At 58.5% G+C, this 17,605-nt stretch carries 17 protein-coding genes, 1 tRNA gene and 1 pseudogene; 13 read left to right on the plus strand and 6 right to left on the minus strand.

What is annotated here, in order from left to right; genetic code table 11:
• Positions 1–114: 114 nt before the first annotated feature.
• Both A8B84_RS19190 and A8B84_RS19195 read right to left on the minus strand, forming a co-directional pair.
• A tRNA-Arg gene (locus A8B84_RS19190) sits at positions 115–191 on the minus strand.
• 194 nt (positions 192–385) lie between these two features.
• Positions 386–931, minus strand: coding sequence for a YaeQ family protein (locus A8B84_RS19195; protein ID WP_064228480.1), 546 nt, complete (start codon positions 929–931; stop codon positions 386–388).
• 75 nt (positions 932–1,006) lie between these two features.
• Here A8B84_RS19195 and A8B84_RS19200 point away from each other — a divergent pair, with 75 nt between their 5' ends.
• The 12 genes and pseudogenes from A8B84_RS19200 (at position 1,007) to A8B84_RS19255 (ending at position 12,381) form a co-directional block, all read left to right on the plus strand.
• Complete coding sequence (locus A8B84_RS19200; RefSeq protein ID WP_064228479.1) at positions 1,007–1,366, plus strand: CidA/LrgA family protein; 360 nt, start codon at positions 1,007–1,009, stop codon at positions 1,364–1,366.
• Positions 1,356–2,078: an LrgB family protein gene (locus A8B84_RS19205; protein ID WP_064228478.1), complete on the plus strand. Its 723-nt coding sequence runs from the start codon at positions 1,356–1,358 to the stop codon at positions 2,076–2,078. The genes A8B84_RS19200 and A8B84_RS19205 overlap by 11 nt, the downstream gene beginning before the upstream one ends.
• A gap of 321 nt (positions 2,079–2,399) precedes the next feature.
• A pseudogene (locus A8B84_RS19210) lies at positions 2,400–3,797 on the plus strand (ABC transporter substrate-binding protein).
• Positions 3,798–3,874: 77 nt separating this feature from the next.
• Positions 3,875–4,924 (plus strand): ABC transporter permease, encoded by a 1,050-nt coding sequence (locus A8B84_RS19215; RefSeq protein WP_064228477.1) that lies wholly within the window; start codon positions 3,875–3,877, stop codon positions 4,922–4,924.
• Positions 4,921–5,853: an ABC transporter permease gene (locus A8B84_RS19220; protein ID WP_014575818.1), complete on the plus strand. Its 933-nt coding sequence runs from the start codon at positions 4,921–4,923 to the stop codon at positions 5,851–5,853. The genes A8B84_RS19215 and A8B84_RS19220 overlap by 4 nt, the downstream gene beginning before the upstream one ends.
• 4 nt (positions 5,854–5,857) lie before the next feature.
• Positions 5,858–6,856 (plus strand): ABC transporter ATP-binding protein, encoded by a 999-nt coding sequence (locus A8B84_RS19225; protein WP_064228476.1) that lies wholly within the window; start codon positions 5,858–5,860, stop codon positions 6,854–6,856.
• Positions 6,853–7,863 carry an ABC transporter ATP-binding protein gene (locus A8B84_RS19230; RefSeq protein WP_064228475.1) on the plus strand — a complete coding sequence of 337 codons (1,011 nt, stop codon included), beginning with the start codon at positions 6,853–6,855 and terminating at the stop codon, positions 7,861–7,863. Before A8B84_RS19225 ends, A8B84_RS19230 begins: the two co-directional genes overlap by 4 nt.
• Positions 7,864–7,938: 75 nt before the next feature.
• Positions 7,939–8,853, plus strand: coding sequence for a LysR family transcriptional regulator (locus A8B84_RS19235; RefSeq protein ID WP_064228474.1), 915 nt, complete (start codon positions 7,939–7,941; stop codon positions 8,851–8,853).
• Positions 8,846–10,132: a Xaa-Pro dipeptidase gene (gene pepQ / locus A8B84_RS19240; RefSeq protein ID WP_064228494.1), complete on the plus strand. Its 1,287-nt coding sequence runs from the start codon at positions 8,846–8,848 to the stop codon at positions 10,130–10,132. The genes A8B84_RS19235 and pepQ overlap by 8 nt, the downstream gene beginning before the upstream one ends.
• A 108-nt stretch (positions 10,133–10,240) precedes the next feature.
• Entirely contained in the window at positions 10,241–10,447 is a 207-nt protein-coding gene (locus A8B84_RS19245) for a bacterioferritin-associated ferredoxin (protein ID WP_064228473.1), read from the plus strand.
• Positions 10,448–10,536: 89 nt separating this feature from the next.
• Entirely contained in the window at positions 10,537–11,013 is a 477-nt protein-coding gene (gene bfr / locus A8B84_RS19250; RefSeq protein ID WP_064228472.1) for a bacterioferritin, read from the plus strand.
• Positions 11,014–11,022: 9 nt separating this feature from the next.
• Positions 11,023–12,381 (plus strand): phosphomannomutase/phosphoglucomutase, encoded by a 1,359-nt coding sequence (locus A8B84_RS19255; protein WP_064228471.1) that lies wholly within the window; start codon positions 11,023–11,025, stop codon positions 12,379–12,381.
• Between the two features lie 156 nt (positions 12,382–12,537).
• Here A8B84_RS19255 and A8B84_RS19260 read toward each other — a convergent pair whose 3' ends face one another.
• Together A8B84_RS19260 and A8B84_RS19265 are read right to left on the minus strand one after the other, a co-directional pair.
• On the minus strand, positions 12,538–13,662 hold the full coding sequence (locus A8B84_RS19260) for a phospholipase A (RefSeq protein WP_138103116.1): 1,125 nt from the start codon (positions 13,660–13,662) through the stop codon (positions 12,538–12,540).
• A gap of 11 nt (positions 13,663–13,673) precedes the next feature.
• Positions 13,674–14,012: a hypothetical protein gene (locus A8B84_RS19265; RefSeq protein WP_064228470.1), complete on the minus strand. Its 339-nt coding sequence runs from the start codon at positions 14,010–14,012 to the stop codon at positions 13,674–13,676.
• Between the two features lie 202 nt (positions 14,013–14,214).
• On the opposite strand from A8B84_RS19265, the gene A8B84_RS19270 reads away from it, so the two are divergent.
• Positions 14,215–14,628 carry a c-type cytochrome gene (locus A8B84_RS19270; protein WP_064228469.1) on the plus strand — a complete coding sequence of 138 codons (414 nt, stop codon included), beginning with the start codon at positions 14,215–14,217 and terminating at the stop codon, positions 14,626–14,628.
• 78 nt (positions 14,629–14,706) lie between these two features.
• Here the strand turns inward: A8B84_RS19270 and A8B84_RS19275 are convergent, their stop codons facing one another.
• Positions 14,707–15,252 (minus strand): hypothetical protein, encoded by a 546-nt coding sequence (locus tag A8B84_RS19275; RefSeq protein ID WP_064228468.1) that lies wholly within the window; start codon positions 15,250–15,252, stop codon positions 14,707–14,709.
• 20 nt (positions 15,253–15,272) lie between these two features.
• The gene (locus tag A8B84_RS19280) at positions 15,273–17,528 is read right to left on the minus strand and encodes a galactose oxidase-like domain-containing protein (protein ID WP_064228467.1); all 2,256 of its coding nucleotides are present in this window, start codon (positions 17,526–17,528) and stop codon (positions 15,273–15,275) included.
• Positions 17,529–17,605 lie beyond the last annotated feature (77 nt).

Below are 17,605 nucleotides of genomic sequence, written 5' to 3' on the forward strand. Positions count from 1 at the left end.
TTCAGAAGCTGGGCAGCGGTCATCGCGTAGTTTGAAATTAGACTGGAAGAAATTTGCGAGAGTGTAGGGCTTTCAAAAGGCTGGGGCGTCTAACTTGCTGAAATGCCGATGAAATGGCCCGCCCGAGAGGATTCGAACCTCTGACCTCCGCCTCCGGAGGGCGGCGCTCTATCCAGCTGAGCTACGGGCGGTTTTCAACAAAGTTGGCATGTTTGACCGTTGCCTTCGGTTCCGGATTTTTTCAGTGACCTCTGCCTCCGGAGGGCAACGCTCTATCCAGCTGAGCTACGGGCGCTTCGAGCTCGACGATGGCTCGCCGATTTCGAGTGCGCAATCTTACGTGCGAAGCAGGTCGCTGTCCAGCCCCTGAGGGCAAGTCCTGCCATCAGTTTTGGGGCAGTCGCTGCTCGGGGGTAATTGTTACCAGGTTGTTGTCGTTGCTGAAGGTTACCTCACCATCCTGAATGGTCACCTGGAAGCTCATGGAGCGGTCGGCGAGCTCGGCCAGGGCCTCGGTGCTGTCGCCGGGCAGGTGGATGATGGTGAGGTTGTCGAAACGCTCCAGCTTGCCATGATGTTTGTCCCACCAGACGGGGAAGGCGCGGTCGCCATAAGTGTACAGGATCACTTTTTCTGCGCGGTTGCAGGCCTTCCTTATTCGGTCTTCCTCGGGCAGACCAAGTTCAATCCACAATTCGATCTCGCCCGTCAGGTCTTTCTGCCACAGCTCGGGTTCGTCATCGGTGCTCAGGCCCTTGGTGAATTCCAGGGTGTCGCTGGCGTTCAGGGCAAAGGCGAGCAGCCGGATCATCACGCGCAGGTCGGTTTCCGACGGGTGCTGGGCGATGGTCATATGATGGTCCGCGTAGTAGTGGCGGTCCATATCGGCGATGTTAAGCGTTGCCTTCAGGATGGTTGCTTTGAGCGCCATGGGCTTCCTGCATTGGTATCGAAGTGGTGGATTGGGCTAGTGTAATGCAATTCTTTCCCGGGTGAGTGTAAGCGCATGCCGATGTTGCGTGGTTTTCTGGTTCTGGTGCTGTTTTTTATTCTTGGCGAGTCTGTTCGTCTGCTTCTGGCGCTGCCAGTGAGTGGCGGCGTGCTTGGGATGGTGGTCATTACCTTCACCCTGATGGTTAAAGGCAGTGTCAGTAATGATCTCGCTCAGGCCAGCCAGGGGCTGATATCGGTGCTGGTGCTCTTGATCATGCCGGGGGTGGTGGGTGTGTTTTTCACGGCCGACCAGTTCTCGGGGCAGTGGTTGGCGGTTGCGGCGGCATTGCTGCTGGGCACTTTTCTCAGTGTGCTGACTACCTTGTTGTTGATGAGGGCGGTGACGACGAGAGGAGTTGGCGATGGTGAGTGAGCTCTTCGCGCGCTTCCAGGCCCTGCCGGAGTCGCTTGCCGCCACCCCGATTCTTGCGATCGGTTTGACCCTCGGTGCCTTCTTTGCCGGCAACTGGCTGTTTTCCCGCATTGGCCGGCCTAACTGGCTGCCGCCGGTTGTTTTGTCTGCGTGTCTTTTATCCGTCTTCATCGCATTGGCGGTGGATTACCAGGATTACCAACAGGGCGCGCGCTGGCTGACGGTGTTGCTGGGGCCTGCCACCGTCGCACTCGGCATTCCCTTGTACCAGCAGATGCACCATATCCGTGCCATGTGGCGCCCGATTGTGGTCACCCTGCCGATTGCCGCCACCATGGCGGCGGTTTACGCCGTGGTGATTGGTTGGGCGTTGGGAGCGACGCCGGAGGTGCTGGCCTCGCTGGCGCCCAAGTCGGTAACTGCACCGATTGCCATTGGTATTACCGAGCAGTTGGGCGGTTCGGTGCCCCTGATGATGGGCGGGCTTCTGATCACTGGCGTGGTGGCAACCCTCTTCGTTGACCTGCTCGCGCGGCTTTTGCCTGTTGAAGACGAACGGATTCTGGGCTTTGCCCTGGGCCTGAATGGCCATGCGATTGGCACGGCGAGGGCGTTCGAAATCAGTCACACCGCCGGTGCGTTTGCATCCCTGGGTATGGGCCTTACCGGTGTGTTTACTGCCCTGATCCTGCCTCTGGTTTTCCGGCTGTAAGTCTGCGCCAAATCAGGTCATTCACCTGGCGTATAGCCCCATGTCGCAATTTCGATTGCCCTAAGTGTTTTCCGAGACTAGCTTGTTGGCCAGGCATTCGGCGCCGTTCTGCGCCGATGTTCCGTGAAAATTCCTAAAACAGCGACGGAAAACGCGATGAAAAAACTGATTGCAGCATTTGTCGGTTCCATGGCCCTGGCCTCGGCGCCAGTTGCTCTGGGCGCCGAGGCGACCAAGGAACTGAAGATGGCGTACGACGCCGATCCGGTAACCCTCGACATTCATGAGCAGCTGTCTGGTGGTATCCTGCAGCTGTCCCATATGACCTTTGATCCGCTGCTGCGCTGGACCAAGGATCTTGGCTTCGAGCCGCGTCTGGCAGAGAGCTGGGAGCGGGTGGATGAAAACACCATGCGCTTCAAACTCCGTGAAGGTGTGAAGTTCCACTCTGGCAACGAGCTGACCGCCGCCGATGTGAAGTTCACCTTCGATCGACTGAAGCAGAGCCAGGATTTCAAGGCTATCTTCAAGCCCTTCAGCGGCATCAACATCATCGATGATTACACCTTCGAGCTGGTGACCAGCGAGCCATACCCGCTGCTGCTGAACACCGCCACCTATATCTTCCCGTTCGACAGTGAGTTCTACAGCGGCCAGACCGAAGACGGCAAGGACAAGAGTGCCATCCTCAAGCATGGCAACTCCTTCGCATCCGAGAACCTGTCGGGCACCGGTCCTTACACCGTGACCGAACGCAAGCAGGGTGTCCGTGTTGAGTTCGAGCGTTTTGATAACTACTGGGATACCGAGTCCCCGGGCAACGTCGGCAAGATCGTGCTGACGCCGATCAAGGAGAACAACACCCGGGTTTCTGCCTTGCTGTCCGGTGGTGTCGATTTTATCGCCCCGGTTCCGCCCAATGATCTGGAGCGGATTCGCAATGACAAGAACGCCAACCTGGTGACCATGAGCGGCACCCGCATCATCCTGTTCCACATGAACCAGGAGCGGGTGGAAGCCTTCAAGAATCCGAAGGTCCGCCAGGCCATTGCCTATGCCATCAACCAGGAAGGCATTGCCGCCAAGATCATGAAGGGCTTCGCAACCCCGGCGGCTTAGCTGTCTCCGGCAGGCTATCAGGGTCATAACGAGTCGCTCACGCGTCGCTTTGATGTCGCCAAGGCACAGCAGCTGATGAAAGAGGCCGGTTATGAGGATGGTTTCACCATCACCATGATGGCGCCGAACAACCGCTACGTGAACGACGACAAGATCGCTCAGGCGGTGGCTGCCATGCTGGCACGCATCAACATCAAGGTGGATCTGAAAACCCTGCCGAAGGCCCAGTACTGGCCGGAGTATGACAACCGCGCCGCTGACATGATGATGATCGGCTGGCACGCGGACACCGAGGACTCCGCCAACTTCTATGAGTTCCTGACCTTCTGCCCGGACGCCGACAGCGGCGCTGGCCAGTACAACGCCGGTAACTACTGCAATCCGGAAATCGACGCCCTGGTACAACAGGCCAACGTCGAGACCGACCTGGACAAGCGTGCGGCCATGCTGCAGGAAGTGGAGCAGCGTCTGTATGACGATGCCGCCTTCGTTCCTCTGCACTGGCAGGACCTGGCCTGGGCCTCCAAGAAGAACGTGAAGATTGAGCCGGTGCTCAATGTCATGAACTTCCCGTACCTGGGTGACCTGGTTGTTGAGTAATTGCCTTTGATGGCCGGCCGGCGCTGGAGTGATCCGGCGCCGGCCTTTTGTTTGCAAGCCTTATCCGGAAGCTTTCCATGTTAGCGTTTTTGGTTCAGCGGATTTCCCAGGCGTTTCTGGTCATGTTTGTGATCAGTGTGATCGCCTTTGCCATTCAGGATGGCCTTGGGGATCCGCTTCAGGAAATGGTGGGCATGTCTGTCTCCGAAGAGGAGCGGGAAGCCATTCGCGAGGAGCTCGGTCTGAACGACCCGATGGTGGTGCAGTACCTGCGTTTCGCGGGCAATGCGCTCCAGGGTGACCTGGGCAACTCCTATTTCTATAGCAAGCCGACCCTGGAGGTGATCGCCGAACATTTGCCGGCGACCCTGGAACTGGTGATCGGTGCCAGTCTGATTATTGTGTTTCTCTCCGTGCCGATTGGTGTCTATGCCGCGATCCGGCCCCAGGCATGGTTATCCAAGTTCTTTATGGGCGTCAGTACCGTTGGTATTTCCATCCCGGTGTTCCTGACGGCCATTGTGCTGATTCAGCTGTTCTCCATTGGTGTGACGGTGAACTGGTTCCCGTCGGACACCGGTTGGGGCCAGTGGCTGAACGATTTCTTCAGCACCGAAGGCGGGCTGCCTTCCTACGGTCGAGGCGATGAGCTCACGCACCTGTTCGGCACCTGGGAGTCCGGTTTCTTCACCGGTGCCGGGCTGATGCATCTGGTCCTGCCGTCGGTGTCCCTGGCCTCGATCATGCTGCCGCTGTTTATCCGGCTGATCCGGGCCGAGATGATGGAAGTGCTGCAGAGCGATTACGTTCGTTACGCCCGGGCCAAGGGCCTCAGTGCTGGCCGCATCAACTTCCTGCATGCGCTCAAGAATACCATGCTGCCGGTGATCACCGTGGGTGGCGTGCAGATCGGCATCATGGTGGCGTACACCATCCTCACGGAAACCGTGTTCCAGTGGCCGGGCGTGGGCCTGATGTTCCTGGAGGCCATTACTCGCAGTGACATTCCGCTGATCGTGGCTTACCTGATGGTGGTGGGCCTGATTTTCGTCGTTACCAATACCCTGGTGGATCTGATCTACGGTCTGGTGAATCCCACCGTCAAACTGACAGGAAAGAAAGCATGACAACGGCAACGGTTTCCCGCTGGGACCGCTTCCGCGAGTCCTTCTTCTGGTACAGCTTCAAGCGCGACAAGGTGGCGATTGTCAGCTTTGCCGTGCTGCTGCTGATGGTGCTGGCGGCGGTGTTCGCGCCCCTGCTGGCGCCCGCCGATCCCTACGATCTGGCGCAGATCAATATTATGAATTCCGAGCTGCCCCCGGTGGGCATGAGCGGGGCTGATCCGGCATTCCCCCTGGGCACCGACGCCCAGGGCCGGGATCTGCTGTCGACCATTTTGTACGGCACCCGGGTGTCCCTGATGATCGGTTTCGGGGCGGTGGTCCTGCAGGCGTTTCTGGGCATTCTGTTCGGCCTCCTCGCCGGCTACCTGGGTGGCAAGGTGGATGCGGTGTTGATGCGCATTGCCGATGTGCAATTGTCCTTCTCCACGCTGATGGTTGCCATCATCGTGGGCGCAGTGTTCAAGGCCAGCTTCGGCAACCTGATGTTCGGTGAGATCGCCATCTACATGCTGATCTTTATCATCGGTGTTGCCGAATGGCCCCAGATTGCCCGCACCGTCCGTGCTTCTGTGCTGGCGGAGAAAAAGAAGGAATACGTCGACGCCGCCAAAGTGATGGGTTTCGGAACCCGACGGATCATGTTCCGGCATATCCTGCCGAACACCCTGTCGCCGATCTTCGTTATCGCCACGGTCCAGATTGCCAACGCTATTATTTCCGAGGCGGCCCTGTCGTTCCTGGGGCTTGGCATGCCGGAGACCCAGCCGTCGCTGGGCTCGCTGATCAAATCCGGCTTTGATTACATCCAGAGCGGTTCCTGGTGGATCACCCTGATCCCGGGCCTGGTGCTGGTGGTGCTCGTGCTGGTCATCAATCTGTTGGGTGACTGGTTGCGGGATGTGATGAACCCACGGCTGTACAAGGGGTAACACCATGGCACTGTTGGAAGTAAAAGATCTTGATGTACGTTTCGCCGTGCGTGGCGGCGACCTGACAGCGCTGCGGGGCATCAGCTTCAGCCTGGACAAGGGCGAGCGGCTGGGTCTGGTGGGGGAGTCCGGCGCCGGCAAGTCGGTGGCCGCCTTTTCCATTCTCAACCTGATTGCCCAGCCCGGCTACATTGCCGGTGGGCAGATCCTGTTCGAAGGCAGGGATCTGGCCGCCATGAGCGAACGGGAGCTACGCAAAATTCGCGGCAATCGCATCGCCATGATCTTCCAGGATCCGATGATGACCCTGAACCCGGTGCTCACCATTGGAACCCAGATGGTGGAGGCCATCCTGGCCCACCGGAAGATCAGTAAAAAAGAAGCCCGAGCGATTGCTCTGGACCGGCTGCAGAAGGTGCAGATTCCGTCGCCGGAGAAACGTCTGGATCAGTACCCCCATGAGCTATCCGGCGGCATGCGCCAGCGGGTGATCATTGCCATCGCCCTGCTGCTGGACCCGGAAATCATCATTGCCGATGAGCCCACCACGGCCCTGGACGTGACCATCCAGGCGGAGATCATGGACCTGCTGCTGAACCTGTGCGAGCAGGAGAATGTGGCGCTGATGCTGATTACCCATGATCTGGGCGTGGTTTCCCAGGTGACCCAGCGGATGCTGGTTATGTACTCCGGCCGCATCATCGAGCAGGGGCCGACCCGGGAAATCATCAACGATGCCCAGCATCCGTACACCCAGGGGCTGATCAACGCGCTGCCCCAGATGGGGGAGCCCGGCGAGCGCCTGTTCCAGATTCCCGGCTCAATGCCGTCGCTGAAGAACGTGCCCGCGGGCTGTCCGTTCCACCCTCGTTGCAAGTTCGCCACCGAGCAGTGCAAGCAGGCGATGCCGGAGTATGTGCGCTCGGGCAATGTGAATGTGGCCTGTTACGAAGTCGCCAACCTGATTGAGCAGGAGAAACGCATGCAGGAGGCCGAATCATGACCTCCCCGTTGGTAAGTATCCGCGGTCTCGAGAAACGCTTTGACCTGTCCGGCAGCCTGCTGGAGCAGATCACCTTTGAAGGGGGGCGTTTTCGCCGCAAACAGGAGGCGGTTCATGCCATCAACGGCGTGGATCTGGAAGTGCAGAAGGGCGAAGCCCTGTGCGTGGTGGGCGAATCCGGCTGTGGCAAGTCCACTGTGGCCCGAACCGTTATGGGCTTGCTTTCGCCCAGCGCCGGCGAGATCCATTACGACGGTCAGCGTATCGATAATCTCGAGCGCAAGGATTCTCTGCCCTACCGTCGCAAGATGCAGATGATCTTCCAGAACCCCTACGCTTCCCTGAACCCGCGCATGACCATCCAGCAGACCCTGGAGGAGCCGATCCGGTTCCACCATCCGGACTGGTCCCAGGTCCAGGTGCGGGACAAGATCCACGAAGTGATGCATTCGGTGGGCATTGATCCGGATTGGGGCAGCCGCTTTGGCCATGAGTTTTCCGGTGGCCAGCGCCAGCGAATCGCCATTGCTCGCGCCCTGGCGGTGGATCCCGAATTCATCGTGGCCGACGAGCCCATCTCGGCCCTGGACGTGTCCATCCAGGCCCAGGTGCTGAACCTGTTGATGGACGCTCAGGAAAGCCGCGGACTGACCTATCTGTTTATCACTCACGACCTGGCAGTGGTGGAGCATTTCGGCACCCGGGTGGCGGTGATGTACCTTGGGAGGGTCTGTGAGCTTGCGGATACAAAAACCCTGTTCTCCGCGCCCCGGCACCCGTATACCCAGGCTCTCTTGTCCGCGATTCCGAAACTGGAGGACGACCGCCCCAATCACATCCGGCTGAAAGGGGAGGTACCCACCCCCGTGAATCTGCCGTCGGGCTGTGTATTCCACGGTCGCTGTCCCTACGCCAACGAGCGCTGCCGGCAGGAAATCCCGCAACTGATCACCACGGATGGCGGCACCCAGGTGGCCTGCCACGCGGTGGAAGAGGGCCGGTTGTAACGGCGCCGCTGCGATAGGCTATGATGCCAGCAGCAGAACGCGCACCGATACAACGACAGACCCTCAGGGGATTCCATGGAAGTACGCTGGTTGGAAGATTTCCTGGCGCTGGCCCGAACGCGCCATTTCTCACGTGCTGCCGAGTTGCAGCACGTGAGCCAGCCTACGTTCAGCCGCCGGATCAAATTATTGGAAGAAGCCATGGGCAGCACGCTGGTCAACCGCCAGACGCTGCCGCTCTCGCTGACGCCCGCTGGCGAGATATTCCGGGAGCTGTGCGAGCGGATCACCCGGGATGTCCGGGATACCCGCGATCGAATCAGCGCCCTTGAAGCCGAGGTGTCTGCCAGGATCAGTGTGGGTTCCACGCAGGGTCTGTTTTCACACTTTTATCAGGGCTGGGCCCAGGACGTGGGTATTGCCGAACGTCTGCAGCTGAACCTGAACGCCACCAGCTGGGTGGGGGAGCAGTTTCTGGAAGCGCTGGACAGTGGTGAGTGTGATCTGGTGCTGTGTTACTGGCATCCGGATCTGCCCTGGGGTGGAAGGCTGACAGCAGACGGTTACGACTGGCTGGTGCTGGCTCGCGAGTCCCTGGTGCCGGTCAGCGTTGCTGACGATCACGGGCACCCCCGGTTTGCCCTGCCGGGCAGCCCGGAACAGCCGGTACCGCTGATCGCTTATCACAGTCGTGGTTTCCTGCAATCGGCGATTGAGGGCCATCTTGCCCGCAACAGGTTGACGGCCAATCTGTTACCTCTGAACGAGAACACCCAGTCCGCCAGCATCAAGGCGCTGGTGAAGCAGGGTTTCGGCATGGGGTGGTTGCCCCGGCGCATGACGGAAAAAAGCGAACAGTTCGGCAGCCTCGTGCGTGCTGGCGATGAAAGCTGGGACGTGCCCCTGGAAATCCGCTTGATCCGATTGCGGGATACCCGATCGGACGATCTCTTAACGCTCTGGAAAACACTGGAAGATGGCCATGCCTGATGATGCGCTGTTGTCGCTGCAGACCGATCACCTGAAAGAACTGCAGGCCCGATACGAATCGGCCCTGGCGGAGCATGGCTACGACAGCCTGCTCATTGCTTCCGGCGCCGCGCCTTTGCGTTATGGAGATGACCAGGCCTGGCATTTCCAGGGTTATGGTCCGTTTCTGCACTGGACCGGGCTGGCCGGTCGCGAACACTGCTGGCTCTGGATCCGGGCGGGGCACAGGCCTGTGCTCTGGTTGTTCGAGCCGGTGGATTTCTGGCATGCCAACCCGGCGTTGCCGGAAGAGCCCTGGCAGGAGTTTATCGAGGTTCGCAGCAGTGCCTCACCCAAGGCGCCCTTGCTGGATGACCCCGGCAGCCTGGCGGTGATTGGTGATCCGGCATTGATCAGTAATGTCCCCGGGGACGCAAACCCGGACGATCTGCTCCGGGACCTGGACGAAACCCGCGTGCGCAAAACTGCCTATGAAATCGAGTGTCTTGCCCAGGCCAACAGGCTGGCTCTGGCGGGCCATGCTGCTGCCCGGGAAGCATTCCTGGCCGGTGAAAGCGAGTTCGGCATCAACCTGGCCCACCAGCAGGCGACCCGCCAGCGGGAAGTCGAGGCGCCTTATCACAGCATCATCGGCCTGAATGAGCACGCAGGTACGCTGCACTACCAGTATTACGATACGCAGCCTCCGGGGCAGCCACGCAGTCTGCTGATCGATGCCGGCGTTCGTTATCGTGGCTATTGCTCCGACATCACTCGCACCACGGCGGGACCGGAGGAGTCTCACTTTGCCGCCCTGATTCACGGGCTTGAGCGACTCCAGCTGAGATTGTGCGGCATGGTGGCGCCGGGCGTGGATTACATCGATATTCATCGCAAGGCCCATCAGGGGGTTGCGGCGTTGCTGTCAGCGACCGGCCTGGTCTCGGGCCTGGACGACGAGGCCATCGTCGACAAAGGTATTACCCGGGTTTTCTTTCCCCATGGCATTGGTCATTTCCTGGGCGTGCAAGTCCATGATGTGGCCGGCAAACCGACGCCCCCTCCAGAAGATGCTCCGTTCCTGCGCCTGACCCGCAGGCTGGAGCCCGGCATGGTAGTAACCATCGAGCCGGGGCTCTATTTCATTCCCTCGTTGCTGGACCCCTTGCTGAAAGGGGAGTTGGGGCAATACCTGAACCGGGACCTGATCGACAGGCTGAGAGGCTGTGGTGGCATCCGGATCGAGGACAACGTTGTGGTTACTGACGCCGGCTACCGGAATCTGACCCGGGATTCGTGAGTCTCTCAACACAAAAAGTTGCACAAATTTAAGCCAGGAGGCTTGCATTTCGAGATGCCAATGACAATAATTATCACTAACTTTTATTGTCATGGGTGAGTCACTGCTATGTACGTTTGCCTTTGCCACGGCGTAACTGACCGGGAAATTCGCGAAGCTGCCGACAACGGCATTTCTTCCATGCGCCAGCTTGGCAAGGAACTGGGTGTTGGTACCCAATGCGGGCGCTGCGCTTGCACAGCCCGCGAAATACTGCGTGAGAGCCGCTCACCGGATTACCTTGCCATGGCCAATATGCTCGCGCAGCCTGCCTGACAGGCGCGATTGTCTGGCTCTATTTTTCTCCTGTCCGATAAGGGGCTATCCTTAGAGGCTGATTCATTCGGCCATCAGGGAGCCCGACTATGAAAGGCGATAAAAAGGTCATCCAGCATCTGAACAAGGTCCTCGGCAACGAGCTGACCGCGATCAACCAGTACTTCCTCCATTCCCGCATGTACAAGGATTGGGGTATTACCAAGCTGGCGGCCAAGGAATACGAAGAATCCATCGACGAGATGAAGCACGCGGACCAGCTTATCGAGAGGATCCTTTTTCTCGAAGGTCTTCCCAATCTGCAAGATCTCAATAAGCTGCTGATCGGCGAGAACGTCGAAGAGATGATCTCCTGCGATCTGAAGCTGGAAGAAATTGCCCACGCTGATCTGAAAGAAGCCATCGCCTATTGCGAAGAGATCCAGGATTACACCAGTCGTCAGCTGTTCCGAAGCATTCTGGACAGTGAGGAAGAGCATATCGACTGGCTGGAAACTCAACTGGAAATGATTTCCCAGATGGGAATCCAGAACTACATCCAGCTTCAGTCATCCTCTGCGGAGTAATACGAGACAATGGACCTGTCCTGTTTTAAAGCCTACGACCTGCGTGGCCGAGTGCCGGATCAGTTGAATCCGGCCTTGGCCGAGAAAATCGGGCGCGCCTATGTGGAAATCACCGGCGCCAAAAAAGTGATCGTTGGCTACGACATCCGCCTCTCAAGTCCGGACATCGCCGAAGCCCTGAGCTCCGGCCTCATGGCAGCCGGTGCGGATGTGTTCGATATCGGCCTGTGCGGCACCGAGCAAGTGTATTTTGCCACCAGTCACTACAAGATGGACGGTGGCATCATGGTAACTGCCAGCCACAACCCGAAAGACCACAACGGCATGAAAATGGTCGGCCCCGAATCCCGGCCGATCAGCTCCGACAACGGGCTGAACGACATTCGCGACAGGGTTCTGGAGCCTTTTGGCGATGCTCCTGAGCAAGGGCGTTACGAGCCCCTGGAAGTCATGAGCGCATACATCGATCACCTTTTGGGCTACGTTGACGCGGCCGCGCTCACGCCAATGACCATTGCCGTCAACGCCGGTAACGGCGGCGCAGGCCTGGTGATCGACGAACTCGAACAGCACCTGCCCTTTGAATTCGTAAAAGTACACCATGAACCCGACGGCCATTTTCCCAACGGCGTCCCCAACCCGATCCTGCCGGAAAACCGTGCAGCCACCGCAGATGCCGTTATCGCAGAAGGCGCGGCCATGGGCATCGCCTGGGATGGCGACTACGACCGCTGCTTCTTCTTCGACGAAAATGGCCGCTTCATTGAGGGCTACTACATCGTCGGCTTGCTCGCCGACCAGTTCCTGCGCAAAACCGGGGGCGGCAAAGTCATTCACGACCCACGCCTGACCTGGAATACCCTCGACCTGGTCGAAGCTGCTGGCGGCGAAGCCATCGAAAGCAAAACCGGCCACGCCTTCATCAAACAGAGAATGCGTGACGAAGACGCAGTCTACGGCGGCGAAATGAGCGCCCATCACTACTTCCGCGACTTCGCCTACTGCGACAGCGGCATGATCCCCTGGCTGCTGGTCGCCGAACGCCTCTGCCAGTCCGGCCAGACCCTGTCGTCGTTGATCGACGCCCGAATCGAAGCCTACCCGGCCAGCGGCGAGATCAACCGCACCATCGCCGATCCCCCCAAGGTCATCGCCGCGATTGAAGCCAAATACAGCGTCGGCGCCAAAAGCGTCAGCCACGTGGACGGCGTAAGCATCGAATTCGACGACTGGCGCTTCAACCTCCGGATGTCCAACACCGAGCCGGTTGTTCGCCTCAATGTGGAATCAAGGGCGAATATTCCGTTGATGGAAGAGAAGACGGAAGAACTGCTGGCTGAAATGCAGAGATTGAACGAAGAGGGTTAGCGCTACAGCTTGGGGCCGATTGGCGCGGGGTCCTTTCCTGAAACTGTGCGGAGCCATGGATGGCGGAGCTCAAGCGCCACATGGATGTGCCGTAAGGAGCGTGTTTCAGGAAAGGACACCGTGACGAGCGGTCTTGCACCGAAGCGTCAAGGCAAGTCAGAGCCAGTCGTTCAGCATAATCCCGATACCGAACCGCTGAATCCGATGGTTGTAGTCAATCAGACTCTCCCCATATCCGTTGTAGTACTGGAAGAACCCCTTAACCGTATCCCCCATCGGGAAGCTGTATCCGAACTCCACCGACGTCTTGTTGTCATCCGACCGCAGATTATTCATCAGCCGCAACGAAAACGTCCGATCCTCGGTCAGCTTGTATACTGCATGGTAATTGGCATACCCCAGGTAGCGCTGGATATCCGCATTGTCATCGTCATTGTCCTCCGGAATCCGATACCAGGGCTGGACCATAAAGAGCCAGCGATCATAACTGTAGGCCGCTGACCCCATGATGCGATTCCAGCTGCGGGACCGAGGTTCCGACTGGCCGTTGGACTGATGGTTGAACCCCAGGGTCACCCCATTCAGCCGGCCCGGTCCGATATCCCAGTCGGTCTGGTATCGGGCGAATATCTCGGGCTCGTAGTTGGTCTCCCGGAAAGGCGCTGAGTCGTCCTGGTTGTACACCTGCCAGAACGAGGTCTGGGTGTAGCCAAACCAGAGTGTGGTGCGGTCATCCAGAATCCCCGTCAGCAACGGCACCTTGAAGCTGATCTGGTACTTGGCCTCTTCCCGTTCCAGGTCGTAGTCATAGCCGATAGAACCTAGCCTGGGGCTCGATGGCGATTCGTTCGGGTCTTTCACCCAACTGACGGGCAGGATATAGGTGGGGCGGTGGCCCACGAAACTGCCGGAAAATGAGAAAACGGCCTTTTCAGCCTCTACATACCGGTCTACCAGTGCCGACATCACACCTGCATCGGAATCGCCTTCCAGGGCATTGCCAGCGACTGCATCAAGGTCCTCGCCATTGGGCGCCAGTTGTTCCGCGCTTTCCTCGGCTTGCTCTTTGGCGCTTTCAGAGGCCTGGGCCTGGCGCTCTTTCGGTTTGTAGAGGTTGTCAAAGCAGGCCAGTCGCTTGATCCCGTCGTCAATCAGCGCGCATTGTTCCGGCGAGTCAATCGAGGGTGCCGTCTCAGTCTGAGCCGCTACCGTCGACGGAACCGACAGCACAGAGACAGTAATGAAAGCCGTCGATCGCGCCAGCAGATGTGGGGGTGTCATCGGGAGATCTCCTAGCTGGCAGTCAGGCTGAACCAGGTGTTGGCAATACCATAGATCCAGACGCCGATGAGAGTGACGGCCAGAAGCGAGAAAATAAGCTTGTGCTTGAATCGGTTGCCGCTTTCTGCGGAGGCAACCCAGCGCAGGTACATAAGCCCAATGAAGCTGAGGAAAACCCCCAGGCTGGCGAAGGCAGGGATGAGCAGCCAGCCGGCACTGATCGTCTGGCCGTCACTGGTCTGACTGGAAAACCACCCCATGGAAGCAAGCAAAACAGCCAGTGCCGTGAATTCGGCAATCAGCAGTGGTTTGCGCAATGGGTGAGGCAAAGTCGGTTCCGTATTGGTCATGGAAACAGGTCCTGAATGGTAAAACGTCGGCGAACACCATGGTAACCGGATTGTTCGCGAAACACCCTCTGACTTACGAAATCGCAATTAAAATGGTTGAAATCAATTTATGATTTTGCTGTTTGGTTTTTTTGCCAGGTTTCAGTCGCTATAATGCGGCGACCGAAGATTATAACGCTCAAATGCGAGGTGCATTGTGAAGATGAAGAGAGTCCTGGCTGCTGTACTGGTCGTTGCTGGCCTGACAGCGGGCGCCGTAATGGCAAGTGTCGAAGATGAAATCCGTGCGCGCATCCAGCCGGTAGGCGAAGTTTGCATGCAGGGTGAAGAGTGCGGCAGCGCGGCTGCTCCGACCGAGACAGCCAGCTCCGGCCCTCGTTCAGGTAGCGAAGTATACGACGCGGTTTGCATGGCCTGTCACACCACCGGTGCTGCTGGCGCACCTGTGATTGGTGATGCCGATGCCTGGGCTCCTCGCATCGACAAGGGGCTGGACACCCTGGTCAGTCACGCGATCAATGGCTTTAATGCCATGCCGGCCAAGGGCGGTTGTGCAAACTGTCCAGATGAAGAAATTCAGGCGGCTGTCGAGCACCTGGTGGCAGAAAGCCAGTAAGGCTATTTTGAGTAAAAGAAAAGCCCCCGACATTCGGGGGCTTTTTCTTATGGCCTTTCGGCCTTCCGGTTTTAGCGATCAGGGGAGCGGTTTACGCCTCAGCTCGCCGACTATCATCGCTGTTTCGCCGGTGGCGGTTTGCAGGGTGATCGACCAGCTCTGATGTTCTGGTTCCTGGTGATGCATGCTCTCCATCGCTGCCAGGCGTGGGTCCAGCCAGCCAAAACTGGCACTTTGTGACAGCACTGCCCATCTGTCACTCTCCTCAACGGGCGTTCCCGAGAGAGTTGGGGCGTTTGGCAGAGACCGCCAGCTCGGGCTGTCGGTATTGACCATAACGGTCTTGCCAGTAAACCTGAGAAAAGCCTCGTCTTGGGCTCCCAATACTGTCAGAGGGGTGTCGCCCCGGTAGCTCAACAGGATGCCCGGGCGTGGGGCATCCAGAATCATGGCGTTCAATCCCTGAATGTTCGGCTGCTCGGTAATGCGGGCCTGCACGATCTCAGAGGGAGCGCCCTCTGCGTCGGGTGCCCCGTGCGCCCCTGCTGGCGCAGAGGCCACCAGGGGCAGCAGGCCGAACAAAACCAGTGGCAACCCGCCAGTACTGATCCGTCCGTTTTTCATAATGTACTCCCGTTACCTGGTTACAGAATCTCAAGTGTTGATTCGATAATTCCGTCGGCGGTCGTGGTGTCGCCCGCCACCTGGGTTGGCGCCATGCATTCGAGATTCTCGTTGACCACGGTGATGGGAGCCGATATTGACGGCACCCTTCCCTCAGCCGTCTCTTTGCTTACGAACAGCATGTATTCGCCGGCGGGGACCACGTTGTGGTTGTCTGGCATTTTCAGGGTCAGCTTGTTGCCGTTGCCTCTTTCCATGATTAGCTCAATGGCGCGCTGGTCGCCATCAATTACATGGGTCATGACCGTCCGGCGAATCAGCAGCGCCTTGTCGATCTGGTCTGCCTGGTCAACCTTTATATTGAAGCGATCCCCAATGGTCAGGTTGCGCGGCGCGCTCAGGATTTCCGGGCGGTCGTCACGCATGGCATAGGGTGGTGTGTAGATTTCAAAGCTGGGATCCCTTCCGTCATACGGCGCCAAGCCGAAGTCCTGAAGATCGACGAAGGTCAGGTAGGCGGTGTTGATCGGCGAATGCCCGGCAATCATCACACGACCGTCTTCCATCAGTACCGCCGTGTTGTGGTAAGTCCGTGCCCGGTGGCCTGTTGCCATTTCAGTCCAGGTGCCCGTTTCCGGATCAAAACGCTCAGCCGTGCGAATCGGCCCTTCAAGGCCGGGCACGACAACGCCATCACGGTTCCCACCGCTGAACACCATGACGCTGCCGTCCGGCATCACAACATTGGTGCCATACCAGCGTGGCTGGTTGAGCGGGCCAGTGAGACGGGATTCGTAGCCGATGTCATTACCATTCGTGGTGATTCGGTCGATACGGCTCTGGTCCGTGGGCAGGTAGCCGCCGGGATTGGTCAGCAGGGCGTAACTGGGCACGCCACCGGCAGTCAACAGCTCCACGTCCGTGTATTCGCCGTTGGCATTCGGTTTCAGCGGCAGCATGGTTGAAGAGGTGGAACCGCGCATGCCGCCGGCAATGGCCATTCGCAGGTCTTCTTCTGAAATGCCCAGCTCTGCGCCGCTTTCCAGCAGATCAGATGGAGCTTCCAGCACATCGCCCAGAAGCGAGCCGACCTGGTCCAGGGAAAGATTGGTGATATTCATTGTGCTGCTGAGCTGGCCCAGCCCGATTTCATCCAGTCTCAGGGGCAGTCCGGCATAGCCGATGTCGTTCCAGCGCTGGGTTGCGGGATTGTAGCTCGCGACAATGTTCCATAAGGCTTGGTCATAACCCTGGCCAAAGGGATTGAATGCCTGGCCTCCGGCATTGTAGAGCACGTGACCGTTGGGCAGCAGATGCATGCGCGGGTACAACGGCAAAGACCTGTCTGCGGTAGAGGGATTCTCTGTCCACGACCCCGCGCAAGGGTTGTAGGTTTCCGTTTGAACCACGTTACGACCGCTATTCAGCGGTTCATCCGGGTAGACCGGTTTCAGGAGTTTGGTGACGCCACTGGCAACAAAAACGTCGCCATTGCCCAGGGTGACCAGCGACGGGTACCAGCGGCCGTAGGTCATGTCACCGCTCTGGCGCCAGGTGTTGGTTGCCTCATCGAAAATCCGGGAATTCTTGATGCCCTCCAGTTCCGCGACACCCAGGGGTAGGCCGTCAATGCCGGGCTCCGAGTAATAGTCCGTGCCGCCGACGGCCATGACATCGCCATTTGCAAGGCCAATAACATCCGAGCAGAACAGGGCTCCGTCGTTTTTGCTGGTGTTATCTGCAGTATCAATCAAGCCGTCAAGTTCGGTGCCGTTGAGCAGGGTTTCGCTGTCATTGCCGTCCGGGTTGGCACCGGCATCCAGCGGAGAGGGTTTGAGCCACGACGGGTTGTCGTTTTCATCCAGCGAAAGTACCCGTGTCTGGTCATTGACTGAAACCTCGCCAAATTCGGCGACGATCGATAGCTCAACATTCTCAGTGCCTTCCAGCGCGTTCAAATAGAGCAGGCGACCGTCTTTCAGCAGGGCCATGGTGCCTGCTGCCGGTTTGCATTCATCCATGCCATCGGCCCGGGTGATGCATTTTTCGTCGGTTTCAACAGCCTCACCGTCGACGATGATGGTGGGTTCCGCAAAAGGTTCGCTGAAACGTCCCTTCTCTGAGTAATCCTCTGCCAGAGTCGTCTGGCTCGATGAATCCTCGTTAGAGGTCCCGAGGAGTCCGCCCAGCAGACCCGCGCTGGCGGTCGTGGACCCCGCCGCAATGAGCAAAAACGAACCGGTAAGCTGACACAATCGATTGCGATGTGTGGACATGAAGCTCTCCTGATCTTGTTGTTGTCGAAGTGGGATCTGGTCTCCCGCTTGCAGGAACGGATCAGGGGCGTCAAAAG

The organism is Marinobacter sp. EhC06 (assembly GCF_001650915.1).
GTDB lineage: Bacteria > Pseudomonadota > Gammaproteobacteria > Pseudomonadales > Oleiphilaceae > Marinobacter.

Excerpts from the sequence above, each read along its gene's own strand:
- bfr (WP_064228472.1), top strand. The coding sequence starts at position 10,537 with ATGAAAGGCGATAAAAAGGTCATCCAGCATCTGAACAAGGTCCTCGGC.
- A8B84_RS19265 (WP_064228470.1), bottom strand. The coding sequence starts at position 14,012 with ATGACCAATACGGAACCGACTTTGCCTCACCCATTGCGCAAACCACTG.
- A8B84_RS19280 (WP_064228467.1), bottom strand. The coding sequence starts at position 17,528 with ATGTCCACACATCGCAATCGATTGTGTCAGCTTACCGGTTCGTTTTTG.
- A8B84_RS19260 (WP_138103116.1), bottom strand. The coding sequence starts at position 13,662 with ATGACACCCCCACATCTGCTGGCGCGATCGACGGCTTTCATTACTGTC.
- pepQ (WP_064228494.1), top strand. The coding sequence starts at position 8,846 with ATGCCTGATGATGCGCTGTTGTCGCTGCAGACCGATCACCTGAAAGAA.
- A8B84_RS19195 (WP_064228480.1), bottom strand. The coding sequence starts at position 931 with ATGGCGCTCAAAGCAACCATCCTGAAGGCAACGCTTAACATCGCCGAT.
- A8B84_RS19230 (WP_064228475.1), top strand. The coding sequence starts at position 6,853 with ATGACCTCCCCGTTGGTAAGTATCCGCGGTCTCGAGAAACGCTTTGAC.
- A8B84_RS19255 (WP_064228471.1), top strand. The coding sequence starts at position 11,023 with ATGGACCTGTCCTGTTTTAAAGCCTACGACCTGCGTGGCCGAGTGCCG.
- A8B84_RS19220 (WP_014575818.1), top strand. The coding sequence starts at position 4,921 with ATGACAACGGCAACGGTTTCCCGCTGGGACCGCTTCCGCGAGTCCTTC.
- A8B84_RS19215 (WP_064228477.1), top strand. The coding sequence starts at position 3,875 with ATGTTAGCGTTTTTGGTTCAGCGGATTTCCCAGGCGTTTCTGGTCATG.
- A8B84_RS19225 (WP_064228476.1), top strand. The coding sequence starts at position 5,858 with ATGGCACTGTTGGAAGTAAAAGATCTTGATGTACGTTTCGCCGTGCGT.
- A8B84_RS19200 (WP_064228479.1), top strand. The coding sequence starts at position 1,007 with ATGCCGATGTTGCGTGGTTTTCTGGTTCTGGTGCTGTTTTTTATTCTT.
- A8B84_RS19275 (WP_064228468.1), bottom strand. The coding sequence starts at position 15,252 with ATGAAAAACGGACGGATCAGTACTGGCGGGTTGCCACTGGTTTTGTTC.
- A8B84_RS19270 (WP_064228469.1), top strand. The coding sequence starts at position 14,215 with ATGAAGAGAGTCCTGGCTGCTGTACTGGTCGTTGCTGGCCTGACAGCG.
- A8B84_RS19245 (WP_064228473.1), top strand. The coding sequence starts at position 10,241 with ATGTACGTTTGCCTTTGCCACGGCGTAACTGACCGGGAAATTCGCGAA.
- A8B84_RS19205 (WP_064228478.1), top strand. The coding sequence starts at position 1,356 with ATGGTGAGTGAGCTCTTCGCGCGCTTCCAGGCCCTGCCGGAGTCGCTT.
- A8B84_RS19235 (WP_064228474.1), top strand. The coding sequence starts at position 7,939 with ATGGAAGTACGCTGGTTGGAAGATTTCCTGGCGCTGGCCCGAACGCGC.